18 protein-coding genes, 1 tRNA gene and 1 pseudogene are annotated in these 22,951 nt (G+C 71.9%); 3 read left to right on the forward strand and 17 right to left on the reverse strand.

The window, feature by feature from the left end:
• Positions 1–3: 3 nt before the first annotated feature.
• On the reverse strand, positions 4–1,464 hold the full coding sequence (locus tag ACIQ6Y_RS38160; RefSeq protein ID WP_404047145.1) for an MFS transporter: 1,461 nt from the start codon (positions 1,462–1,464) through the stop codon (positions 4–6).
• Between the two features lie 223 nt (positions 1,465–1,687).
• On the opposite strand from ACIQ6Y_RS38160, the gene ACIQ6Y_RS38165 reads away from it, so the two are divergent.
• Positions 1,688–1,762 (forward strand) — tRNA-Cys (locus ACIQ6Y_RS38165).
• On the opposite strand, the gene ACIQ6Y_RS38170 is transcribed toward ACIQ6Y_RS38165, so the two are convergent.
• The 9 genes and pseudogenes from ACIQ6Y_RS38170 to ACIQ6Y_RS38210 form a co-directional block, all read right to left on the reverse strand.
• Positions 1,731–2,243, reverse strand: coding sequence for an SUKH-4 family immunity protein (locus ACIQ6Y_RS38170; protein ID WP_404047147.1), 513 nt, complete (start codon positions 2,241–2,243; stop codon positions 1,731–1,733). The two genes, ACIQ6Y_RS38165 and ACIQ6Y_RS38170, sit on opposite strands and share 32 nt — an antisense overlap.
• 489 nt (positions 2,244–2,732) lie before the next feature.
• A complete protein-coding gene (locus ACIQ6Y_RS38175; RefSeq protein ID WP_404047150.1) occupies positions 2,733–5,048 on the reverse strand; it encodes a xanthine dehydrogenase family protein molybdopterin-binding subunit in 2,316 nt (771 codons plus the stop codon).
• Complete coding sequence (locus ACIQ6Y_RS38180) at positions 5,045–6,739, reverse strand: (2Fe-2S)-binding protein (protein ID WP_404047152.1); 1,695 nt, start codon at positions 6,737–6,739, stop codon at positions 5,045–5,047. The genes ACIQ6Y_RS38175 and ACIQ6Y_RS38180 overlap by 4 nt, the downstream gene beginning before the upstream one ends.
• A complete protein-coding gene (locus ACIQ6Y_RS38185) occupies positions 6,736–7,629 on the reverse strand; it encodes an FAD binding domain-containing protein (protein WP_404047154.1) in 894 nt (297 codons plus the stop codon). The genes ACIQ6Y_RS38180 and ACIQ6Y_RS38185 overlap by 4 nt, the downstream gene beginning before the upstream one ends.
• Before the next feature lie 224 nt (positions 7,630–7,853).
• The gene (locus ACIQ6Y_RS38190; RefSeq protein WP_404047369.1) at positions 7,854–9,488 is read right to left on the reverse strand and encodes a beta-N-acetylhexosaminidase; all 1,635 of its coding nucleotides are present in this window, start codon (positions 9,486–9,488) and stop codon (positions 7,854–7,856) included.
• A 10-nt stretch (positions 9,489–9,498) separates the two neighbouring features.
• Positions 9,499–10,323 (reverse strand): carbohydrate ABC transporter permease, encoded by an 825-nt coding sequence (locus ACIQ6Y_RS38195; protein WP_404047157.1) that lies wholly within the window; start codon positions 10,321–10,323, stop codon positions 9,499–9,501.
• Positions 10,320–11,087 (reverse strand): annotated as a pseudogene (locus tag ACIQ6Y_RS38200) (carbohydrate ABC transporter permease); the annotation flags it as partial. The gene ACIQ6Y_RS38195 and the pseudogene ACIQ6Y_RS38200, both read right to left, overlap by 4 nt.
• Positions 11,088–11,376: 289 nt before the next feature.
• Positions 11,377–11,664: a DUF3039 domain-containing protein gene (locus ACIQ6Y_RS38205; protein WP_389327261.1), complete on the reverse strand. Its 288-nt coding sequence runs from the start codon at positions 11,662–11,664 to the stop codon at positions 11,377–11,379.
• A gap of 29 nt (positions 11,665–11,693) precedes the next feature.
• Positions 11,694–12,266: a YqgE/AlgH family protein gene (locus tag ACIQ6Y_RS38210; protein ID WP_404047161.1), complete on the reverse strand. Its 573-nt coding sequence runs from the start codon at positions 12,264–12,266 to the stop codon at positions 11,694–11,696.
• A gap of 246 nt (positions 12,267–12,512) precedes the next feature.
• Between ACIQ6Y_RS38210 and murA the strand changes: the two genes are divergently transcribed.
• Positions 12,513–13,856, forward strand: a complete 1,344-nt coding sequence (gene murA, locus ACIQ6Y_RS38215) for a UDP-N-acetylglucosamine 1-carboxyvinyltransferase (protein WP_404047164.1) — start codon at positions 12,513–12,515, stop codon at positions 13,854–13,856.
• 158 nt (positions 13,857–14,014) lie between these two features.
• On the opposite strand, the gene ACIQ6Y_RS38220 is transcribed toward murA, so the two are convergent.
• The 7 genes from ACIQ6Y_RS38220 to ACIQ6Y_RS38250 all read right to left on the reverse strand — a co-directional run bounded on the left by ACIQ6Y_RS38220 (position 14,015) and on the right by ACIQ6Y_RS38250 (position 22,167).
• Positions 14,015–14,296: an HU family DNA-binding protein gene (locus ACIQ6Y_RS38220; protein ID WP_360212855.1), complete on the reverse strand. Its 282-nt coding sequence runs from the start codon at positions 14,294–14,296 to the stop codon at positions 14,015–14,017.
• Between the two features lie 372 nt (positions 14,297–14,668).
• Positions 14,669–16,090 (reverse strand): NAD-dependent malic enzyme, encoded by a 1,422-nt coding sequence (locus tag ACIQ6Y_RS38225; protein ID WP_404047167.1) that lies wholly within the window; start codon positions 16,088–16,090, stop codon positions 14,669–14,671.
• 401 nt (positions 16,091–16,491) lie between these two features.
• A complete protein-coding gene (locus tag ACIQ6Y_RS38230) occupies positions 16,492–18,789 on the reverse strand; it encodes a HelD family protein (RefSeq protein ID WP_404047170.1) in 2,298 nt (765 codons plus the stop codon).
• 226 nt (positions 18,790–19,015) lie between these two features.
• Positions 19,016–19,534: a cupin domain-containing protein gene (locus ACIQ6Y_RS38235; RefSeq protein WP_404047173.1), complete on the reverse strand. Its 519-nt coding sequence runs from the start codon at positions 19,532–19,534 to the stop codon at positions 19,016–19,018.
• A gap of 422 nt (positions 19,535–19,956) precedes the next feature.
• Complete coding sequence (locus ACIQ6Y_RS38240) at positions 19,957–20,718, reverse strand: anti-sigma factor family protein (protein ID WP_404047175.1); 762 nt, start codon at positions 20,716–20,718, stop codon at positions 19,957–19,959.
• 50 nt (positions 20,719–20,768) lie between these two features.
• Positions 20,769–21,350 carry a sigma-70 family RNA polymerase sigma factor gene (locus ACIQ6Y_RS38245; protein WP_399642039.1) on the reverse strand — a complete coding sequence of 194 codons (582 nt, stop codon included), beginning with the start codon at positions 21,348–21,350 and terminating at the stop codon, positions 20,769–20,771.
• Positions 21,351–21,567: 217 nt separating this feature from the next.
• Positions 21,568–22,167 carry a CGNR zinc finger domain-containing protein gene (locus ACIQ6Y_RS38250; protein WP_404047178.1) on the reverse strand — a complete coding sequence of 200 codons (600 nt, stop codon included), beginning with the start codon at positions 22,165–22,167 and terminating at the stop codon, positions 21,568–21,570.
• A 168-nt stretch (positions 22,168–22,335) separates the two neighbouring features.
• Between ACIQ6Y_RS38250 and ACIQ6Y_RS38255 the strand changes: the two genes are divergently transcribed.
• A complete protein-coding gene (locus tag ACIQ6Y_RS38255) occupies positions 22,336–22,875 on the forward strand; it encodes a DUF1772 domain-containing protein (RefSeq protein WP_404047181.1) in 540 nt (179 codons plus the stop codon).
• Positions 22,876–22,951 lie beyond the last annotated feature (76 nt).

Consider the following 22,951-nt stretch of genomic DNA (forward strand, 5'->3'; position numbering starts at 1 on the left):
CGCTCACCGCTCCCGCAGCCGCGTCGTCACCCATGCCCCCACCAGCGCCACCGCCGCCATCGGCAGGAACACCGCCGTGAAGGCCGCCGGGTGGGAGCCGGAGGCCTCGGTCGCGGCGTGGGTGACCGTGCCGCCGCCGAGGGCCGCGAAGGCGGCGCCGCCCGCGGAGAGGAGGAGGACGTTGGACAGGCCGTCGGATATCTGGAGCGCGGCGGAGTTGGTGCCGGCCTCCTCCGGGGCGGAGAGGTGGAGCAGCAGCACGCTGGTGGAGGAGATCACCAGGCCCATGCCGAAGCAGCCGAAGCCCCAGGCGACCGCGACCGTCCAGGCAGGCACCCAGTCGATCAGCACGCTCGGCGCGGTGGCGATGGCCGCGGCCACCAGCACCATGCCCAGGGTGATCAGCCGCTGCCGGTAGGGCTCCACCCGAGGCCGCGACTGCACCCACGAGCCCAGCGCCCATGTCCCGCCGCCCGCCGCGAGCGAGAACCCGGCCAGCGTCGGCGACAGCCCCCGCTGGGTGACCAGCATCAGCGGCACGAACGACTCGGCCGCGATGAACGACCCCGCCGCCAGCCCGCGCAGCAGCACCACGGAGGGCAGCCCCCGCGCCGCCCGGTAGGTGCCGCGCGGCAGCAGCCCCAGCGCGGCCGGCACCAACAGCGCGGCCCCGGCGACGCCGGGCACGAGCGATATCCACCGCAGGTCCTGCGCCGCGTACTGCAGCAGTCCCGCGCCCAGGGAGATACCGAGCGCGAGGCGGATGCGGCGCCGGTCGGAGGACCCCCGCACCTCGCTGTCCGCCTTCTCCCCCACCGGGCCCGACGCCCGGCTGCGTATCTGCGGCAGCGCGAGGGCCAGCGGGAAGACCACCAGCACCGGGATGCCGATGAACACCCAGCGCCAGCCGATGTGCTCGGTCACCGCACCCGCCGCGAGCGGACCGACGATCGACGGTACGACCCAGCTCGCGGCGAACGCCGCCATGATCGCCGGGCGGAGCCGCTCCGGATAGACGCGGCCCACGACGACGTACAGCGCGACGATCACCAGTCCCCCGCCGAACCCCTGGACCGCCCGGCCGAGGATGAACAGCCACATCGCGCCGGCCGTCCCGGACAGCAGCAGCCCCGCCGCGAACGCCGATATGCCCCCGGTCAGCGCCCCGAGCGGGCCGCGCCGGTCCGACCACTGGCCGGACAGCACCATCCCGAACAGGCTCGTCGTGAAGTACCCGGAGAACGCGAACGCGTACAGCGACACCCCGTCCAGCTCCCGCGCGGCCACCGGCATGGCCGTCCCCACGGCCGTCGCCTCGAACGCGATCAGCAGCACCACGGACACGATCCCGATGCTCAGCGCCCGGTACGCACGGCTCAGCACGCGCTCCTCGGCCCGCCCGGCCGAGGTGGGATCGGAGTTCTGTGCGGCGACGTCCGTGTCGCGCGGTTCCAGGGCTGTCATGGTCGTCAGCGTAAGGCCCGAAGCGGCCTTTGACCCCTGTCGGGAGGCCCGCTCGGACTGGGACCTTGGTCGTACGACCGGCACGATGACGCCCCCCTTTCATGAACGGCGTATGGCAGTCCCGTTGCAGGGCGGGCCCGTCCCTTGAGCTCTCAACAGGCCCCGGCCTACGGTCGTTTCACCGAGTTCGACAGGGGAGCAAAAACCCGAGGGACTCGCCAACGGCCGTGTGCCCGAGTGGTTCAGGGAGTCGCCTGCAAAGCGACTTACGCGGGTTCGATTCCCGCCACGGCCTCCAACAGCGCGGACTCCCGGCGCACTTGCCAAAGGGAGAAGGCGAAGGTGGAGACGTCCGCACTCAGCGGATGCAGTGTGCCTTCGGGTTCGCTCCAGTCGAGGAGGCGGCCCGTGCGGCCGTCGAGGACGACGCTGCTGTCCTGCGTGAGGCGGCCGAGGCGTATCAGGTGGCCGGCATCGGCCATGGGGAGAGGCAGTTCAGGGCGTTCCTCCGCGACGTACTCCCCCAGTGGCGCCAGCGGGAACTCCGTGTCCAGGGCGAAGAGGAAGCCCTCTTCCGGCAGCCCCGTCTCGCGCAGGAAGCGGCGGGTGGGTTCGTGGGTGAGGGCCGTCGGGAAGTCGACGTCCTCGAAGCGGACGACGCGGCCCCGGCCGAACTCCCGGTCCAGCAGGCGGTAGGGCAGGTCGAGGGCCAGCCCGGAGCGGCCCTGTGCGAACTTCGGCGGCAGCCGCAACGGCGGCTCACTCGTCAGCAGCGTCATCGTTTCCCCCGTGCGCGTTGGTGCTCAGGGGCAGCAGCCGCCACGGAATCCAGGCAGCGCCGCCCACTGCCAGAAGACTACGCGGCACCACTGACAACGACCCCGACCTGGGGAAAACCCGGCAAGCCCGGACAACCGACCCGGCGACCGACGGCCGCGCGCCACGCCTCCGGGCCCTCGACGCCACGCCAGCCTGGACCCCGTGCCACACCAGCCTGGACCCCCGAGTCACCAGCCCGGACCCCGCGCCACACCAGCCGGATCACCGCACCCCACCAGCCCGGAGACCCGCGTCACACCAGCCGGATCACCGCACCCCACCAGCCCGGAGACCCGCGCCACACCAGCCCGAACCCCGCGCTACACAGCCGGTTCACCGCACCCCACCAGCCCGGAGACCCGCGCCACACCAGCCCGCACCCCGTCACACCAGCCTGGGCTACCGCACCAGCCTGGACCCCCGAGCCCCACCAGCCCGGGCCCCGCGCCTCACTGACCCGCGACCACCACGGCCGCCTGCGGCCTGATCGGCAGCCGGTTCACCGGTCGCCCGGTCGCCGCGCGCACCGCGGAGGCGATCGCCGCCGGGGAGGCGACCACCGGCACCGCGCTGGCCGCCTTGGCGCCGAAGGGCGCGACGACGTCCCGCTCCTCCACCAGCTTCACGATCCGGATGTCCGGCGCGTCCAGGGCAGTCGGCAGCGCGTAACCGGTCAGGTCGGGGTGGCGGATCGTGCCGCGGGGCGTGCGCAGGTTCTCGGTGAGGGCGATGCCCACGCCCTGGGTGACCCCGGCCTCGATCCGGGCGGTCAGCTGGGCCGGGTTGAGCACCCGTCCGACGTCCTGCGCGACGGCCAGCTCCACCACGCGCACCGAGCCCAGCTCCACGTCGACGTCCACGACGGCGCGGATCGCGCAGAACGCGAGCCCGACGAAGGCGTCGCCCTGCCCGGCCTCGTCCAGCGGCTCGGTGGGATGGGGCCGGCACTGGGCGGTCGCCCACAGCTCCTTGCCCTCCATGGCCTCGGCCACGGTGGTCGACAGGACCCCGTCGTACGACGTGATCTTGCCGTCGGTGATCTGCAGGAGCTCCGTGGACATGCCGAACTTGTGCGCCAGCGGCTGGAGCAGCTGGGTGCGGACCATCTTGGCCGCGCGTTCCACCGCGCCGCCCGACACCCATGTGTGGCGCCCCCGGCAGCCCGGGCCGGCGGGCGGCTGGTCGGTGTCGACGGGCGCGACATGCACCTCGTCGACGCCCAGCGTCTCCTGCACGATCTGCCGGGCCAGCGTGGAGAAGCCCTGCCCCGTCTCGACGGCCGCGCACAGCACCGTCGCCACACCGTCCTGGACCTTCACGGTCGCGGTGGAGACCTCGTCGGCGCCCTCCGCACCGAGCATGTGCACCATGCCCAGGCCGTAGCCCACGCCCCGGCGCACCGCGCCCGGCTCGCCCGCGCCCTCGGGGCCGCCGGGCAGCAGCCACTCGTCCTCGGGGGTGTCCATCGGCAGCTCGGGCAGCGGGAAGTCCCGTACGGCCTGGAGGAGTTCCGCGACTGGGGCCGGGCAGGTCACCGTCTGGCCGATGGGCAGCACGTCACCGGTGGCCAGGACGTTGCGCAGGCGCAGCTCGGCCGGGTCGACGCCGAGCTTCTTGGCGAGCTTGTCCATCTGCGCCTCGTAGGCCGCGCACACCTGCATGGCGCCCTCGCCGCGTACATGGCCGGAGGGCGGGTTGTTGGTGCGCACCGCCCAGCCCTCGATGAAGGCGTTCGGGACGACGTACGGCCCGCAGGCGAAGGAGACGGCCGCGGCGAGCGCGTCGGAGGAGGTGTCGGCGTACGCGCCCGCGTCGAGCAGGATCTGCGCCTCGACCTTCACCAGCCGGCCCTCGGCGTCGGTGTGGTGGCGGTAGCGCAGCAGTGTGGGGTGGCGGTGGGCATGGCCGAGGAAGGACTCCTCGCGCGTGGCCGTGAGTTTCACCGGGCAGCCGGTCTTCAGGGCGAGCAGGCCGAGCGGCAGCTGGAAGCCCTGGTCCTCGCGGTCGGCGGTGGCACCGGGGACGCCGGTGACGACGATCTTCACCTGCTCGGGCGCCAGGCCGTAGCAGGCGGCAAGGGCGTCGCGGTCGGTGTGCGGGTCGGTGGAGGCGGTGTACAGCTCGACGCCGCCGTCCGGGCGGGGCACGGCGAGACCGGCCTCGGCGCCGATCGGGGCCGGGTCCTGGCGGCCGATGCGGTACAGGCCCTCGACGACGACCTCGCCGGCCGCCTCCGGGTCGCCGTGGCGCAGCGGGATGTGCCGGATCAGGTTCCCGTCGGGGTGCAGCGGCTCCGCCTCGAAGGCGTGCTCCGGGTCGGTGACCGGGTCGAGTACTTCGTACTCGACGATGACGGCGGCCGCGGCCATCCGCGCGGTGTCGGGGTGTTCGGCGGCGACGGCGGCGATGGGCTCGCCGTGATGGCGTACGAGGTCGGAGGCGAACACCGGCCGGTCGGCCGTGCCGCGCCCGTGCACCGGACTGCCCGGCACGTCCTCGTGCGTCACGACCGCGCGGACGCCGGGCATCTCCCGCGCGTGGGTGGTGTCGATGGAGGTGATGCGCGCGTACGGGTGGGGCGAGCGCACCACGGCCGCCCACAGCAGGCCCTCGGCCCACAGGTCGGCCGCGTAGGGGAAGGTGCCCTCGGTCTTGGCACGCGCGTCCGCCGGGGCGAGCGAGGAGCCGAGGCCGTGCGGGATCGCCTCCGGAGCGGGGGCGGCCTCCGCGGTGGTGGTGGTCGCGGTGGCGGCTTCGTTGCTCACGCCTGGCCTCCGTCCTGTCCCTGTCCGTAGCCCTGATCGTGGCCGTGTCCGTACGCCTGGTCGTGCGGCAGGTCGTGCGGGTGCGGGGTGCCCGGGGGCAGGCCCGCCTCGAACGCCGACGGGTTGACGCCGCCGGCGCCCGGACCCGCCTGGTGAGGGATACGTGCCTCGTCGCCGTCGCGTTCGCCGCTCTCGGCGCCTCTGTGCGCCTCGCGCTCGGCGACGACCTCCTGGACGGCGTTCAGCACGCCCCGGTAGCCCGAGCAGCGGCACAGGTTGCCGCACAGCGCCTGCCGGGTCTCCAGCTCGGTCGGCGCCGGGTTGCCCTCCAGCAGGTCGTGCACGGTCATCGCCATGCCGGGCACGCAGAAGCCGCACTGGACGGCGCCGCACCGCGCGAGCGCGCGCTGCACGTCGGAGGGCTGTCCGTCGGCGGCCAGGCCCTCGACCGTGCGCACCTCACTGCCGGCGGCGGTGGCCGCGGGCACCAGGCAGGACGCGACCAGCCGGCCGTCCACCTGCACGTTGCACGCCCCGCACTCGCCCTGCGAGCAGCCGTCCTTCGCCCCGGCCAGCCCGAGCCGCTCGCGCAGCACGTAGAGCAGCGACTCGCCGATCCAGGCGTCCGTCACGGGCCGGTCGGCGCCGTTGACCCGCAGGACGTACGAGGCGAGGGGGTGCTCCTCGCCCGGGGGCGGAGGGAGTTCGGCAGCGGCGTCCTGGGCGTCCGGTGCGTCGTCGGCGCCCGCTGCGGCGTCGGCGGCTTCGGCGGGTACGTCATCGGCGGCTTCGGCGGGTACGTCGCCGGCGGCGGGGTCGTCCGCGGTGTCCGGGGCCGTCTGGGGGGCGGTCTCGGCCTCGGGAGCGGCGGTCGCCTCGGCGGGGGTGCCGGACGCCTCGGAGACGGCCTCCACGGCGTCGTCCGGGCCCGTGCCGTGCTCCGGCTCCCCCTCGGCCCCGACAGGCGCCTCGACGGCCGTCTCCGGGCTCTCGGGGCTCTCCGGACCGGGGACGCCCTCAGGCGCCTCAGGGGCGGCTTCCGGGGCCTGCGCGGCGGCAGGCGCCCCCGCGGGGAACGGGTCGGCGTACGGGGCGCCCGGCTCGGCCACCTGCTGCCCGCCCCACGTCTGGCCGGGGTCCTGCTGCGCGGCCCAGGGGGCGGATGCGCCGCCCGGCAGCGTGGCCGGGGGCGTGCCGCCCCACTGCTCGACGAGGGCGGACGTGGTGTACTCGCCCGACTCGTCGGGAAGGTCGCCGTTCGCGACGGGGATGGACCACTGCCCGGTGACCTCGTGCCCGGGCGCGGGCGCGGGCGCGGGCTCCTGGGCCGGGGCGTTGGCGTCTCCGAAGGTCCACTGCCCGGTCGCGCCGGGGTGGTAGGTGAACCGGTCGTCGCCCACGGAGCCCGTCTCGGGCGCGGGCCACTGGACGCCCTCGGCGGGCATGCTCCAGGTGCCGGTGGCCGCGGGGTCGGTGCCCGCGCCGGAGGCCGGGGCGACCGTTATCTGCGGCGGCACATAGCCGTGGCCGGGTGCGGCGAGCGGGCTGTCGGCGGAGGCCAGCAGCGCGTCGATGCCGCCCTCGGGGAGCTTCACGAAGGCGGTGGCGCCGTCGTCGTAGTCGCCCTGGGGCAGCGGGTCCCAGCGGCCCGGCGCCTGGGGCGTGCCCTCTCCGTGCTGGTCGTCGGTCACGACAGTGCCCTCCCCAGTGCTCGTCGGGCCAGCGCGGCGACGGTGCGCCGCAGGTGCAGTACTGCGGGCGGAAGCGGCTGCACCGAGCCGTCCTCCGCCGGGACCGGGTCGGGGATGCAGGCGGCGGCGACGTACTCGCCGAAGGCGCCGAGGGCCTCGGGGACGATCGCGCGGTCGTTGTCCCAGTCGATGAGCTGGGCGACCCACTGCTCGGCCTCCAGCGGCCTGAGCGGCATCGGCGCTATGGCGCCCACCGCGCAGCGCACCCCCCGGCGGGCGGGGTCGAGGACGAGCGCGACGGACGCGGCCGCGCGGCCGGGGCCGGTGCGGCCGGTGGCCTTGAGGAAGACCTGGGGGGCGTGCAGCAGCGGCACGCGCACGTAGCCGATGAGTTCGCCGCCGCGCAGCATGTCCATGCCGGCCAGCAGGTGCGAGACCGGGATCTCCCGGCGGGCGCCGCCCGGTCCGGCGACGATCACCGTCGCCTCCAGGGCGGCCAGCACGGGCAGCGCGTCACCGGTCGGGGCGGCGGTGGCGATGTTGCCGCCGAGGGTGCCGGCGTTGCGGATGTGCGGCGGCCCGGCCGCGCGCGCGGCGGCGGCGAGCGCCGGGATGAGGGCGGCGAAGTCGGGGCGGCCCATCCGCGCGTGGGTGAGTCCGGCGCCGAGCAGGGCGTGGCCGTCCTGGTACTGCCAGCCGCGGATCTCGCTGATCCGGCCGAGGCCGACGAGTGCGGTGGGTCTGAGCTGCCCGGAGTTGACGGCGGCCATCAGGTCGGTGCCACCCGCGACGGGCACGGCCGCGGGCATGGCGGTGAGTGCCGCCACGGCCTCGTCCAACGTCGTGGGCAGGGTGACGGCCTGCGCCGCCTGCGGTGCGTGCGTGGTCAAACCGGCTGCCCCTTCCCGCTGCCCCACCTGGTCCCACCTGTGTTGCCGTACGGTACGTGCCGACAAGGCGGACGTGGCAACTCTGGCACATCATCGCAGGGGCCGAACGCGGGGGTCCGCTAGGAGGCATTCGCCCACCTCACCGAGGAGATGGTCCGTTTTCGCACGGCTTCACCGGTGAGCGCGAATTGGCACTCTTCGGTGACACTTTGCACCTTTTGGCATTATCGGTTCGGCGGCGGTCCCTCCAGCGGGCGCCCCAGGACACCGGGCCGCTTCTGCCAGGGCCGAGGCCCGGTGGGCGGCCGGTAGGCGACCCCCAGGGCGTCGAGGCGCCGGTAGTGGGCGGCCATACGGCGGTCGAAGTCGGCGAAGTCCCGTTCCTCCGGGGCGGGCAGGGCGCTCCAGGCCACCTCGGCGAAGGCCGCGAGGCGGGGGAACGTCTGGTAGTCCACGCGCCCTTGGTCCTCCATCACCTCGGTCCACACGTTGGCCTGGGTGCCGATCACATGTCCCGCCTCCTCGTCGGTCAGTTGCGCGGGAACGGGCTCGAAGCGGTAGACGTCCTCCAGGGTGCGGACGTGGCCGATGGGGACCGGCTCGTCCGCGCCCGCGTCCTGACGATGATCCAGATACACGAACTGCTCGGGACACATGACGACGTCGTGGCCCGCGCGCGCGGCCGCGATCCCGCCCGCGTAACCCCGCCAGGAGGACACCGCGGCGCCCTCGGCGAGCCCGCCCTCCAGGATCTCGTCCCAGCCGATGAGCCTGCGCCCGCGCGCGGAGAGCCACTTGTCGAAGTGGCCGATGAACCAGGCCTGGAGTTCGTCCTCGTCGGCGAGCCCGAGTTCCTCGATCCGGGCCTGGGCGACGGCCGAACGCCGCCACTGGTCCTTGGGGCACTCGTCCCCGCCGATGTGCACGAACTCGCCCGGGAACAGCTCCAGGACTTCCTCGAACACCCCCTCGTAGAAGCGCAGGGTGTTGTCAGTGGGGGCGAGTACGTTGGCAGAGATCCCCCAGTTGTCCCAGACGGAGAGGGCGGTGCCTCCTGCCATGGATGCGGCGATGACGTCGGTGTTGCCGAGTTCCGGATACGCGGCGATGGCGGCCTGCGAGTGTCCGGGGACGTCGATTTCCGGGACGACCGCGATATGCCGCTCGGCGGCGTAGGCGACGATCTCGCGGATGTCGTCCTGGGTGTAGTGGCCCCCGTGCGGCTTCTCCTCCCACAGTGGTGAGGCGCGGTGCCCGAATTTCGTGCGGGCCCGCCAGGAGCCGACCTCGGTCAGCCGTGGATACCGCTTGATCTCGAGCCGCCAGCCCTGGTCGTCCGTCAGGTGCAGATGAAGCACGTTGAGTTTGTGGGCGGCCATCAGATCGAGATAGCGCAGGACACCGTCCTTGGGCATGAAGTGCCGGGCGACGTCGAGCATGAGGCCGCGCCAGCGGAAACGGGGTGCGTCCTCGATGACCTGGCTCGGGATTCCCAGGGTCGCCCCGGGCCGTACGGGCGCCCTCCGGAAGGCGTCGGGGCCGAGCAGTTGCCGTAGCGTCTGCGCGCCCCAGAACACCCCGGCCGCGTCACCGCCGCGGATCTCGACGCCCTTGTGGGGGACGGCCGTGAGCCGGTAGGCCTCCGGCTCCAGGGAGTCGTCCACCAGCAGCCGCAGGCCTCCCGGGGCGTCCTTCGGGCCCGCCGGGAACGCCAGACCGAGTGCCGGGCCGAGGGTGGAGCGCAGCCAGCGCTCCGTCGTCTCCGTCCCCGGTCCGGCCCAGACAGGGGTGCTCCGGTCGAACAGCACGGCACAGCGCGTGGGGCCGTCGATCGCCCGTGGCGCCGGAATCAGTTGCATGTCGGTCACGTCAGTCCTTTACCGCCCCGCCCAGCCCGGAGACCAGACGCCGTTGTACGAGTACGAAGAACACCAGCACCGGAATCGTCATCACGGTCGACGCCGCCATGACCCCGCCCCAGTCCGGGTCGTCCGGCTTGTAGAACACCAGCAGCGCCATCGGCAGCGTGGACTGCGAGATGTCGCTGACGATGAAGGACTTGGCGAACAGGAAGTCGTTCCAGGCGGAGATGAAGGAGAACACGCTCGTGGCCACCAGGCCCGGCAGGACGAGCGGGAAGAGAATCCGCCACAGAAAGCGTGCCCGGCTCGCCCCGTCGAGGTACGCGGCCTCCTCCAGGCTCTCCGGAACCGCTTTCACGAACCCCCGCAGCATCCAGATCGCGAAGGGCAGCGAGAAGGCGATGTGCGGCAGGATCAGGGACCCCAGGGTGTTCAACTGCCCGAGGTCCCGCATGAGGAAGAACATCGGGATCGTGAGCGCCTCCACGGGCACCATCTGGGCCACCAGGAACATCACCAGCAGGGTGGTCCGGAAGCGGAACCTGAATCGCGTCACCGCCACCGCCGCGAGAAACGCGATGAACGCCGAGGCGATCACCACACTCACCGCCACGACCACGCTGTTGGCGAAGTAGCGGCCGAATTCCTGCTGCCCGAAGACCCGCCGGAAGGAATCCAGCGTGGGCGAGGACGTCCACGGCCGCGGCGCGGTCGACTCGATCTCCCCGGCCGGCCGGAAGGCGCCGAGCACCATCCAGTACAGCGGAAAGGCCACGACGACGGCCACGCACAGCGCCACGCCGTCCGCGAGCAACCGCCCGGGCCGCCTCACAGCCCCTCCCCGCGCCGCCGCAGCAGCAGCCGCAGATACACCAGGGTCACGGCGAGCAGGATCAGCAGCATCACCACGCCGATGGCCGCGCCGAGGCTGTACTGCGAGGAGGCGAAGGCCTGTTGATAGGCGTACACGTTCAGCACCAGGTTCTGGCCGGCGATGCCGCCGCCGCCCGTCATGACGTAGATCTGCGTGAAGACCTTGAAGTCCCAGATGACCGACTGGACGGTGACGACGGCCAGGATCGGCCGCAGCATCGGCGCCAGCACCGACCACCAGGTCCGCCACGCCGACGCCCCGTCCAGCGCGGCCGCCTCCAGCACCTCGGCGGGAACCGCGCGGACACCGGCGTACACCGTCACCATCACGAACGGGAAGGAGCACCACACCACTTCGAGCAGGACCAGGAAGAACGCGCTGTAGCGCCCGTACGTCCAGGAGAAGTCGCCGAGTCCGAGGACCCGGTTCACCGGCCCGAAGTCCGGGTCGAACAGGAACAGCCACACCGTCGACCCGGTGACCGCGGGAGTGGCCCACGTGCCGAGGGCCGCCAGCATCAGCGCCAGGCGCGGCAGGGCGCGCACGCGCGTGAGCAGCACGGCGAGGGCGCAGCCCACCGCCAGGGTGGAGACGACACAGGCCGCGGCGAACAGGACGGTGGCCGGCAGGACGTCCCGGAACTGGGGGTCGCCGAACAGCTCGGCGTAGTTGGCCAGTCCGCGGAAGGAGGTCGGCTCGCCTCCGCTGACCTGCGCCTGCGGCCAGGAGCAGGGCGAGACGTGGGGGGAACTTCATGGAGCGAGCCTCCAAGCACGGATGCGTTGCAACATGCGCAATGGTGGTTTTGCTCTGCACAACGCCTCAGAGGCTAGAGACTGCGGGAAGCCGTCCACAAGAGGTCTGAACCAATTCCTGCGACCGATTCCTGCGACCGATTCCTGCGACCGCTTCGTACGACCGCTTCGTACGACCGCTCCAGGACGCGCGAAGGCCCCCGGGAAGCGCGCCGCAACGCGTCCCGGGGGCCTTCGGAAAGTCAGGCGAGCCGGACTACTTCTTGTCGCCGCCCTTGCCCTTGTCGTCCCCGCCCGCGCCCATGGAGTCGTAGATCTCCTTGCACATGGGGCACACGGGGTACTTCTTCGGGTCACGGCCAGGCACCCAGACCTTGCCGCAGAGCGCCACGACGGGGGTCCCGTCGAGGGCGCTCGCCATGATCTTGTCCTTCTGGACGTAGTGGGCGTAGCGCTCGTGGTCGCCGTCGCCGTGGGAAGTCTGCGGCGTGGGCTCGACGAGGGTCCCCGTACCAGTCCCGCGCTCGGGCTCGAGAGTGCTCATACGCCCCAGGGTACTGAAGCTCACACGCATCAGTTGAGCGAAGGGTCGTCCGGATATGTGGCCACCATCGCCAGTTCGTTGCGCTGGCGGCGCAGCACTTCGCGCCACAGCCGCTCGGGGGCCGGGGAGGAGACGTCGCCGGGCTCGGACTCGACGACGTACCAGGCGCCGTCGACCAGTTCGTCCTCCAGCTGGCCCGGGCCCCAGCCCGCGTATCCGGCGAAGATGCGCAGGGAGCCGACCGCGGAGGCGAGCAGTTCGGGCGGGGCCTCCAGGTCGACCAGGCCGATCGCGCCGTGCACGCGCCGCCAGCCGAGCGGGGCGCCGTCCGTGGTGGCGCCGCCGGGGATCACCGCGACCCCGAGAGCCGAGTCCAGGGAGACCGGACCGCCCTGGAAGACGACGCCGGGCTCACCGGCCAGGTCCGCCCAGGCCTCCAGGATGTCGCCCACTCCCACCGGGGTGGGGCGGTTGAGGACGACGCCGAGGGAGCCCTCCTCGTCGTGGTCGAGAAGGAGCACCACCGCGCGGTCGAAGTTCGGGTCCGCCAGGGCGGGCGTGGCCACGAGCAGCCGCCCTGTGAGCGAGGACACCTCGGTCATGCCAGACATGATCCCGCATCTTGCCGCGCTGTGGGGACCCCATCGCCGTGCGCGAGTGCGCGCAGCTCACGGCGCACGAGGCGCGGCCACGGCGCACGGTGACCCCATGTGCCCACGGAGAAACGGTTCGTGTTGTGACAGAGCTATGACGGAACCATGGCCTCCTCAGGCTTACGGACCGGGGGCCGACGGCGATTACTCTGTCTCTCTCTGGCCCCCTGCCCCACTCCACGGAACGCGAGATTCATGACCGTCAACGGCGCTGATGACGTACTGCTTGTCCACGGCGGAACCCCGCTCGAGGGCGAGATCCGTGTCCGCGGTGCGAAGAACCTCGTACCGAAGGCCATGGTCGCCGCACTGCTGGGCAGCGCGCCGAGCCGACTGCGCAATGTTCCGGACATCCGCGACGTGCGGGTCGTACGCGGCCTGCTGCAGCTGCACGGCGTGACGGTCCGCCCGGGTGACGAGCCGGGCGAGCTGGTGCTCGACCCGTCGCACGTCGAGAGCGCGAACGTCGCTGACATCGATGCCCACGCCGGTTCGTCGCGCATCCCGATCCTCTTCTGCGGCCCCCTGCTGCACCGTCTCGGCCACGCCTTCATCCCCGGCCTCGGCGGCTGCGACATCGGCGGCCGGCCCATCGACTTCCACTTCGAGGTGCTGCGGCAGTTCGGCGCGACGATCGAGAAGCGCGCGGACGGCCAGTACCTGGAGGCCCCGCAGCGGCTGCGCGGCACCAAGATCCGGCTGCCCTACCCCTCGGTCGGCGCGACCGAGCAGGTGCTGCTGACGGCCGTCCTGGCCGAGGGCGTGACGGAGCTCTCGAACGCGGCCGTCGAGCCGGAGATCGAGGACCTGATCTGCGTCCTGCAGAAGATGGGCGCCATCATCGCGATGGACACGGACCGCACGATCCGCATCACCGGTGTGGACAAGCTCGGCGGCTACACCCACCGCGCCCTCCCGGACCGCCTGGAGGCCGCCTCCTGGGCGTCCGCGGCGCTGGCGACCGAGGGCGACATCTACGTCCGCGGCGCCCAGCAGCGCTCGATGATGACGTTCCTGAACACCTACCGGAAGGTGGGCGGCGCCTTCGAGATCGAGGACGAGGGCATCCGCTTCTGGCACCCCGGCGGCCGGCTGAAGTCCATCGCGCTGGAGACGGACGTGCACCCCGGCTTCCAGACCGACTGGCAGCAGCCGCTGGTGGTGGCGCTGACCCAGGCGACCGGCCTGTCGATCATCCACGAGACGGTCTACGAGTCCCGCCTCGGCTTCACCTCCGCCCTGAACCAGATGGGCGCCCACATCCAGCTCTACCGCGAGTGCCTGGGTGGCTCCGACTGCCGCTTCGGCCAGCGCAACTTCCTGCACTCCGCGGTCGTGTCCGGCCCCACCAAGCTCCAGGGCGCCGACCTGGTCATCCCCGACCTGCGCGGCGGCTTCTCGTACCTGATCGCGGCTCTCGCGGCCCAGGGCACGTCCCGGGTCCACGGCATCGAGCTGATCAACCGCGGCTACGAGAACTTCATGGACAAGCTGATGGAGCTCGGCGCGAAGGTCGAGCTGCCGGGCAAGGCGCTCTGACCCGAAAGAGATACGCCGATGGGGCGGTCACCCGGATTACCCGGGTGACCGCCCCATCGGCATTGTTGCGCCCTAGGGACGCGGGGAACTGCGCGACCAGCCACGGCGGACCGGCAGTCGCCCACGGCGCCGCACCAGAGCGGCGCTGAAGCGGGGGGTTACTTACCCTTGGCCGCTTCCTTGAGCTTCGAGCCCGCGGACACCTTCACGCTGTACCCGGCCGGGATCTGGATCGGCTCACCGGTCTGCGGGTTGCGCGCGGTGCGAGCGGCACGGTGCGTGCGCTCGAAGGTGAGGAAGCCAGGGATGGTGACCTTCTCGTCGCCCTTGGCGACGACATCGCCGACAACCTCGGCGAACGCGGCCAGCACGGCGTCGGCGTCCTTGCGGGTCACCTCGGCGCGCTCGGCCAGCGCGGCCACCAGCTCACTGCGGTTCATGTTGTTACTCCCGTGTTCTTCTTGCCGTTGGGGCGCCCCACGCGACGGAGCCGCATAGTAGGCGCTGCTGCGAATGCCGATGCGCTCGCGCCCAGGGACGCATCCTGCCTCTACCTGCGGCGGGAAAGCCAATCCGGCACCCGCAGGAGTCGTGAGAACACCCTTGGGAGTCACACGAGTCACACGAAAAGTAGGGCCGGAGCCTGGCCGACACCCTAGAGGCTGATCGGCCGGGCCCGGTTCCACGACGCGCCGAAGAGCGTCCGTGGCAAGGTTCACAGCCCCGGTGTTCACGCATCGAAAAGTGCACCGGACGTGCACCGGACGTGCAACCCGACGTGCACTGCGGCACGTCGGGCGCGCTGCGGCACGTCAGGCGTGCTGCGCCTCTCCCGCCGCCTTCGCGGCCTCCCGCACGGCGCCCGCGACGGCGCCCGCGACCTTGTCGTTGAAGACGGACGGGATGATGTAGTTCGGGTTCAGTTCGTCCTCGGTCACCACGTCCGCGAGCGCCTTGGCGGCGGCCAGCATCATCTCGGTGTTGACCGTGCGGGACTGGGCGTCCAGCAGACCGCGGAACACACCCGGGAAGACCAGCACGTTGTTGATCTGGTTCGGGAAGTCGGAACGGCCGGTGGCCACGACGGCCGCGGTCTGGCGGGCGATCGCCGGGTCGACCTCGGGGTCGGGGTTCGCGAGCGCGAACACGATCGCGCCGTCCGCCATGGCGGCCACGTCGTCGCCGTCCAGGACGTTCGGGGCGGAGACACCGATGAAGACGTCCGCGCCGCGCACGGCCTCCTTCAGCGTGCCGGTGAGGCCCTCGTGGTTGGTGTTGTCGGCGATCCAGCGCAGCGGCGAGTCGGCCGGGGCGTCCACCAGGTCGGCGCGGCCCGCGTGCACGACACCGTGGATGTCGGCGACGACAGCGCTCTTCACACCGGCGGCGAGCAGCAGCTTCAGGATGGCCGTACCGGCGGCGCCGGCGCCGGACATGACGACCCGGATGTTCTCGATGGCCTTGCCGGTCACCCGCAGGGCGTTCGTGAGGGCGGCCAGGACGACGATGGCGGTGCCGTGCTGGTCGTCGTGGAAGACGGGGATGTCCAGGGCCTCGCGCAGCCGGGCCTCGATCTCGAAGCAGCGGGGCGCGGAGATGTCCTCGAGGTTGATGCCGGCGAACCCGGGGGCGATCGCCTTGACGATCTCGACGATCGCGTCGGTGTCCTGGGTGTCCAGGCAGATCGGCCAGGCGTCGATCCCGGCGAACCGCTTGAACAGGGCCGCCTTGCCCTCCATGACCGGCAGCGCGGCCATCGGGCCGATGTTGCCGAGGCCCAGCACGGCGGAGCCGTCCGTCACGACCGCAACGGAGTTGCGCTTGATGGTGAGGCGGCGGGCGTCCTCGGGGTTCTCGGCGATGGCCATGCAGACGCGGGCCACACCCGGCGTGTAGACCATGGACAGGTCGTCACGGTTGCGGATGGGGTGCTTGGACGCCATCTCGATCTTGCCGCCGAGGTGCATCAGGAACGTACGGTCGGAGACCTTGCCGAGAGTGACGCCCTCGATGCCGCGCAGCTGCTGGACGATCTCGTCGGCGTGTGCGGTGGAGCTGGCCGCGATCGTGACGTCGATCCGGAGCTTCTCGTGGCCGGAAGCGGTGACGTCGAGGCCGGTCACCGAGCCTCCGGAGGACTCCACGGCGGTGGTGAGCTGCGAGACGGCGGTTCCGCTCGCGGGCACCTCCAGCCGGATCGTCATCGAGTAGGAGACGCTGGGCGCCGTTGCCATGGCCGACTTCCTCTGCTTTCACGGTGTCGCGAAGTTGTGCCGTCCGATCGTCGCACCTACCCCCGAGTAGGGAGTAGTCGCCCCGACTTGCGGACGTTTTGTTCACAGGGCGAGGTGCGACTTCGGAAAACATCTTCCACGATACGAGAATCGATCAGCCAGTCCTGCGACGACAAAGAGGCCCACGTCACATTCGACGTGGGCCTCTTCGTACGTTCATGACACCGACCCGCCATGCTCGCCTCGCGGCAAGTGGTCCCTCTGAGGGACGAAGGTTGGGCCCGGGGGCTTGGATCGGGCCGGTGTCACGACAAGGCTAACAAACGGATGCCGCCGGGCCATTCCCCTGCGCCGGGTTCGCCCGGGTTATGGGAAGTCGCCCTCTTCGGATCATGGGCGCGTCAGTCCCGCAGCAGATCCGGCACCCCGGCCGCGTCCGGCTCGTCCCGCTCCGCCGATACGACGGTGAGCTGCTGGGTCGCCCGGGTCAGCGCGACGTAGAGCACGCGCAGGCCGGCCGGGGACTCGTCGGCGATCTCCGCGGGCGAGACCACGACCGTCGCGTCGTACTCCAGGCCCTTGGCCTCCAGGCTGCCGAGCGCCACCACCCGGTCGCCGAGCCCGTCGAGCCAGCGCCGCGCCTCCTCGCGCCGGTTCATCGCGACGACCACGCCGACGGTGCCGTCGACCTGCTCCAGCAGCCGCTCGGCCTCGGCGCGCACGGACTCGCGCAGGGAGTCCCGTACGACGGCGAAACGCGGGACCACGCCGGTGGACCGTACGGCGGACGGGGACTCGGCGCCCGGCATGGCCAGGGCCAGCACCTTGGCCGCCAGCTCGGCGATCTCGGCGGGGTTGCGGTAGTTCACGGTCAGCTCGAAGCGGCGGCGCGGGCGGGTACCCAGGGCCTCGTCACGGGCCTCGGCGGCCTCGTCCGGGTCGGACCAGGAGGACTGGGCCGGGTCGCCGACGACCGTCCAGGTGGCGTGCCGGCCACGGCGGCCGACCATGCGCCACTGCATCGGGGTGAGGTCCTGGGCCTCGTCGACGATGACGTGCGCGTACTCGGTGCGCTCCTGGGCGAGGCGCTCGGCGCGCTCGCGCTGCGACTCCTCGCGCGTCGGCATCAGCTCCTCCAGGCCGGTGAGCTGGTCCAGCGGGTCCAGTTCGCGCTTCCTCCTCGGGCGGGCCGGGGCGCCGAGGATCGCCTGGAGCTCGTCGAGCATCGCGATGTCGTGCACGGAGTGGCCGTCGCGTCTGAGGGAGCGGGCGACCTTGCGGACCTCGCCGGGGTTGAGGATGCGGCGCGCCCAGCGGCCGAGGCGGCGCTCGTCGGCCATGGCGGCCAGGACGGCCTTCGGGGTCAGCTCGGGCCACCAGGCGTCGAGGAAGGCGATGAAGGAGTCCTCGCTCGTCACGTCCTCGTCGAAGGAGGAGCGCAGCTCGGCCGCCAGCTCCGGGTCGGTGTGCCGGGCGGCGCCGCCGGACTGCTCCCACAGGGCGTCGAGCAGCAGCTTGCGGGCGCGCGGGCGCAGCAGGTTGACGGGGGCCGTGCCGCCGAGGGCGTTGCGCCGGACGCGGTCCAGCTCGGCGGCCTCCAGCTCCAGGCGGCGGCCGAAGGCGACGACCCTCAGCCGCTCTGGCGAATCGTTCAGCTCCAGAGCTCCGCGCGCGGCCTTGCGCAGCACCTTCAGCATCCGGTACGAGCCCTTGGCGCGGGCCGTGGCCGGGGAGTCGTACAGCGTGGCCTCGGCCCCGTCGACGAGCGAGCCGATCGCCCGGATGGCGACCTGGCCCTCCTCGCCGAGCGAGGGCAGCACGCCCTCGGTGTAGGCGACCAGCAGGGGCGTGGGCGAGACGATGAGGATGCCGCCCGCGTACCGGCGCCGGTCCTGGTAGAGCAGGTAGGCGGCCCGGTGCAGGGCGACGGCGGTCTTGCCCGTCCCCGGCCCGCCCTCGACGTACGTCACGGAGGCGGCGGGCGCACGGATGACCAGGTCCTGCTCGGCCTGGATGGAGGCGACGATGTCCCGCATGGTGTGACTGCGGGCCTGGCCGAGCGCGGCCATCAGGGCGCCGTCGCCGATGACGGGCAGCTCCTGTCCGCCGAGGGTGGCCTTCAGCTCGGGCCGCATCAGGTCGTCCTCGACACCGAGGACACGGCGCCCCTTGGAGCGGATGACGCGTCTGCGGACCACCCTCCCCGGATCGACGGGCGTGGACCGGTAGAAGGGAGCGGCGGCGGGGGCCCGCCAGTCGATCACCAGCGGGGCGTAGTCCTGGTCGAGGACGCCGATCCGGCCGATGTGCAGGGTCTCGGCGATGTCGGCGGTGTTGTCCGCCCGCACGGCCCCTTCGGCGGGCTCGACCGCGGTGTAGGCGCCGTCGGGCCCCTTCTTCCCGTCCTTCCCCAGCAGCAGGTCGATCCGTCCGAAGAGGAAGTCCTCGAACTCGTTGTTGAGCCGGTTGAGGTGGACACCCGCCCGGAAGACCTGCGCGTCCCGCTCGGCGAGCGCGCCGGGCGTGCCGACCTGGCCGCGCTTGGCCGCGTCGTGCATGAGGAACTCCGCCTCGTGGATCTTCTCCTCCAGGCGTCGGTACACCCGGTCCAGGTGTTCCTGTTCCACGCTGATCTCACGGTCACGGACCGAGTCCGAGGCCGCGCCGACCGCGGTTTCCTGTTGAGCCTGAGCGGCCACCGGGCCCCCTTCTGACGTGCTGGGCAGCCGTCAACCGTACGCGAAGGGGGGCGGGTCAGGCTACGGCGGCCGGGGCTGTCTTGCGGATGGGTCCTGGGGGTGGGGTTGTCCGTGCCCTGGCGGGGGCGGTTTTTTTGGGGGGCGGGGCTGGTGCGAGCGCGGCTCGGCGCCCCCGCCCCGGAAGGGAGGCCGCCGGCGAACTCGTACAGGCCGGGCCGGCCCCGGACTACTCCTCCCCTGGCTCGAAGTCTTCCAGGAAGTAGCTGTCGTGTCGGATGCGGAACTGCTTGAGCTCTTCGCCACCGCGCTGCGCCATCTCCGCGACCCGCTCGAAGTACTCCTCGCGTGGGGCGCCCGGGGAGAAGAGCATGAGCATGGACATGGGCTCGTCGGTCACGTTCTTGAAGGCGTGCAGGCCGCCGACCGGGACGTACAGGAAATCGCCCGCGCGGCCCGTCACCCACTTCTCGCCGTTGTACAGCTCCAGTGCGCCGGAGAGGATGTAGAAGGACTCCGACATCGCCTTGTGGAAGTGGGTCTTGGCCCCGGCGGACCGTGCACCCAGCTCCACCTTGTACAGGCCGAATTCGCCGCCGGTCGACGCGTTGGTGGCGAGGTAGTGGGTGGAGGCGCCGGGTGAGGAGATGTCCGGTGGGCTGTCGGCCGGGCGGAAGACCGCGTTCACCTCGCCCTTGTCGCGGTGGTAGCGGTCTTCCGGGTACTCGGGGTGTTCCGGGTACGACATGATGCGCTCCTCTTGGCAGGTTCCACCGGCATGGTGGCTCCCGCGTCCGGAAGGGGGCATCGGGCTTGCGGATGATCTTGGGTGGGGCCGGGGCCGAGGGCTGAATGCCTAGTACTGCAGTTGGTGGGCCGTAGGGCCGCCGCCCCGCCCCGGAAGGCACCCGGGCCGGGCCAGGCCGAGCCACGGCAGCCGGGCGCCTGGCTTCAGGACGGGCCCGGCAGCCGGGCGCCTGGCTTCAGGACGGGCCCGGCCGCCGGGCTCACCGGTCGGTGTCCCGGCGGGACCGAACGGGGGGCCCGGCGCGGGCACCACTCGCGCCCCACGCCGCCCGGAGGGGCCTGGGGCCTGGGGTCGGCATCGGGCACCGCTCGGCGACCCACGCCCTGGGGGCCGTACGACCAGGACGGGCCCGGCGGACAGCCCTACGCGTCGACCTCCACCAGCCGCTTGCCGTCGAAGGTCATCACCTCGAAGTGGTCGATCTCGTTCGGGGCGAAGGCCGCGCCGCCGTGGACGTAGAGCGGCTGGCGGGCCTGCTCAGCGGCGGAGTCCGGGATGCCGTAGCCCCAGTTGGGGACGGACCAGGAGGTCACCGTCTCGCGCTCGCCGTTCTTGCCGACGGCGATCAGGGAGCACTTCTCGGGCCCCTTGACGTTCGTCAGCTCCAGCACGGCATGCGTGCCCCAGGCCTTCTTCTCCAGAGCGACCGTGGCACTGACCTGGGTGGCGGGGTCGGTGGCCCGCACCTTGTCGTGCATGACGTCGAAGGCCTCCTTGGCGGGGCTCGACGGATGCGCCTCGACCTTGGTGCCGGTGTCGCCGCCGGAGGCCGCGACGGCGACGAGCGGCCCGCCGATGATCAGCGCGGCCGCCGCGGCGACGAGATAGAACCCGCGCCGTCGCTTACGGGCCCGCCGCTCGGCGACCTCGTCGACCAGCCGCTCCACCAGCCGCGGGCTCGGCCGGGCGGACAACGACTCCCCGACGGCGGGCGTGCCGGTGCCCGGCAGGTCGGCCAGAGCCGCCAGCATCGGCTCCATCCCAGCCAGCTCGTCGAGCTGCTGCGCGCACCACTCGCAGGTCGCGAGGTGGACCTCGAAAGCGGTTGCTTCGGCGTCGTCGAGAATCCCGAGGGCGTAGGCGCCGACGGTCTCGTGCTCGTTCGGGCCCTGTGATCCCTGCATGGGTCCAGGATGTCCGGATCCGCCCGGGCCGAATCCTCCGTAGCTGCTCATCACGCCGTCACCCCCCGCTCCTCCAGTGCCAGCTTCATCGAACGCAGGGCGTAGAACACCCGGGACCGGACCGTGCCACTGGGTATCCCCAGGGTCTGCGCCGCCTCATTGACGGTACGCCCCTTGAAGTACGTCTCGACGAGCACTTCCCGATGGGCGGGCGTCAGATCGTCGAGAGCATCGGACAACGTCATCAACCACAGCGCCTTGTCGATCTCGTCCTCCGCGGGGATGACCTCCAGCGGCGACGGATCGACCTCCTGCGGCCGGGCCTGCCGGCTGCGGTGGCCGTCGATGACGATGCGGCGCGCGACCGTCACCAGCCAGGGGCGTACCGAACCGGTCGCCCGATTGAGCTGACCGGCGTTCTTCCAGGCACGGATGAGCGTCTCCTGCACGACGTCCTCGGCCCGCTGCCGGTCTCCGGCGACCAGCCGCAGCACATAGGCCAGGAGGGGTCCGGCGTGCTCCTGATACAGCGCGCGCATCAGCTCCTCGTCCGGCTCCGAGGGCTGGGACATGCGATGTCGGGCCCTCGTTCCACGTTCCTTGGCCACGGCCGCATCCTTGCGCACGCCCACCTCCGGTGTCCCCGATTCAACTGGGCTCCCCCAGCCGGTCGCTCGACGACGGGTACGGACGGGGGGCGGCGGGTGTTCAAAGGGAAGCGACAGTTTTCCGCGGGGTCATGTCACGAGTGGTGACATGGAGGCACATTCCCTCCCGGGTTCCCGCGTTTTTCCTTCACAGATCGAGGAGTTGGAAGGGAGAGAGATCCTCGGGCAAGCGCGTCACGCGTCAGGCCCGGGCGAGGGCGGCCGCACGACGCCGATGCCGGGCGACTCGCTCCCGGTTCCCGCACACCTCACTGGAACACCAGCGCCTACGACGCCCCCGGGACGTGTCGACGTACACGAGAAGGCAGTTGTCCCCCGCGCACCGCCGCAGCGCGGCCCGTGCGACAGGATCGGTGAGCAGCTCCACGGCGTCCCGCGCGACCGCCCCGAGCAGCCCGGCGCACTCCGGCCGTCCGTCCAGCGCCCGTACGAGGCTGCCGTCAGCCGCGCGTACGACGCCGGGGGCGGGAGGCGAGGGCCGGGCGAGGTCGTTGAGCCGCACCAGCACGGCGTCGTGCACGGGCCGCGCATCGAGCTGCCCTTCCACCAACGCCCCGACGACAGCGCGCAGTTCCCGGAACTCTCCCACCCACCCGGCATCCGCATGCCCCAGCGGTGTGCCCACCGGCACCAGCCCACTGCCCACGATCCACGCCCGCAGCACCTCCGGCGAGCCCAGCCGGTCGCCGGGATGCCCGGTCGCCAGCAGGTCGAGACAGACGCGCCCGGCGTCGAACCGCAGCTCGTACGGGAGGGTGGGCGTACCCGGTACCGAGGCCATGTGCCTGTCACCGCCTAGCGGTTGAAACACGGTGGGAAGGTTCCCAGGAAGGTTCCTCACCACAGTGCCTGCCCGCGTACGGCGGCGATACCCCTCCGTGGACGCGCGCGTATGGAACAGCGCGCCTGAACGATGTCGGGCGGGAGGCGGGCCCGGTTGACTGAAGCCATGAACACGAACCGAAGAGGAACGACCACGAACCGCACGACCGCCACCCTGATCCTGGGCGCGGCCACCCTCACCACGGGCCTGATGGCCGGCACGTTCTTCATCTTCGCCTGCGCCGTGATGCCCGCCCTGTCCCGCAGCGACGACCGCGTCTTCGTACAGGTCATGCGCGACATCAACGACGTGATCCAGAACCCCCTGTTCCTCTCGGTCTTCATGGGCGCACTTCTGCTGTGCGCGGCCGCCGCCTGGCAGGCCCGTACCGAGAACCACCGCTGGTGGACCTGGGCCGCCTGCGCCGCCTACGCCCTCACCTTCCTGCTCACCGTGGCCGGCAACGTCCCCCTCAACGACCAACTCGCCTCCACCACGGCCTCCGCGGCAACGGCCCGCGAGCACTTCGAGGACGCGTGGGTGGCTTGGAACGCGGCCAGGGCAGTGCTGTCGACTGTGGCGCTGGCGTTGCTGACCGGGGCGCTCCTGAGGCAGGGCCGGCCGACGACTGCCAGGTCGGCTCATGCCGACGCGGTGACCGTGTGACGGCGGAAGTACGCCTGGTGTCACCCCAGCCCCACCCATAGCGTTGGTCCACTCGTGAGAACCTCGCCTCACCCGG

Origin of the sequence: Streptomyces sp. NPDC096205, from assembly GCF_044763135.1 — a bacterium.
Lineage (GTDB): Bacteria > Actinomycetota > Actinomycetes > Streptomycetales > Streptomycetaceae > Streptomyces.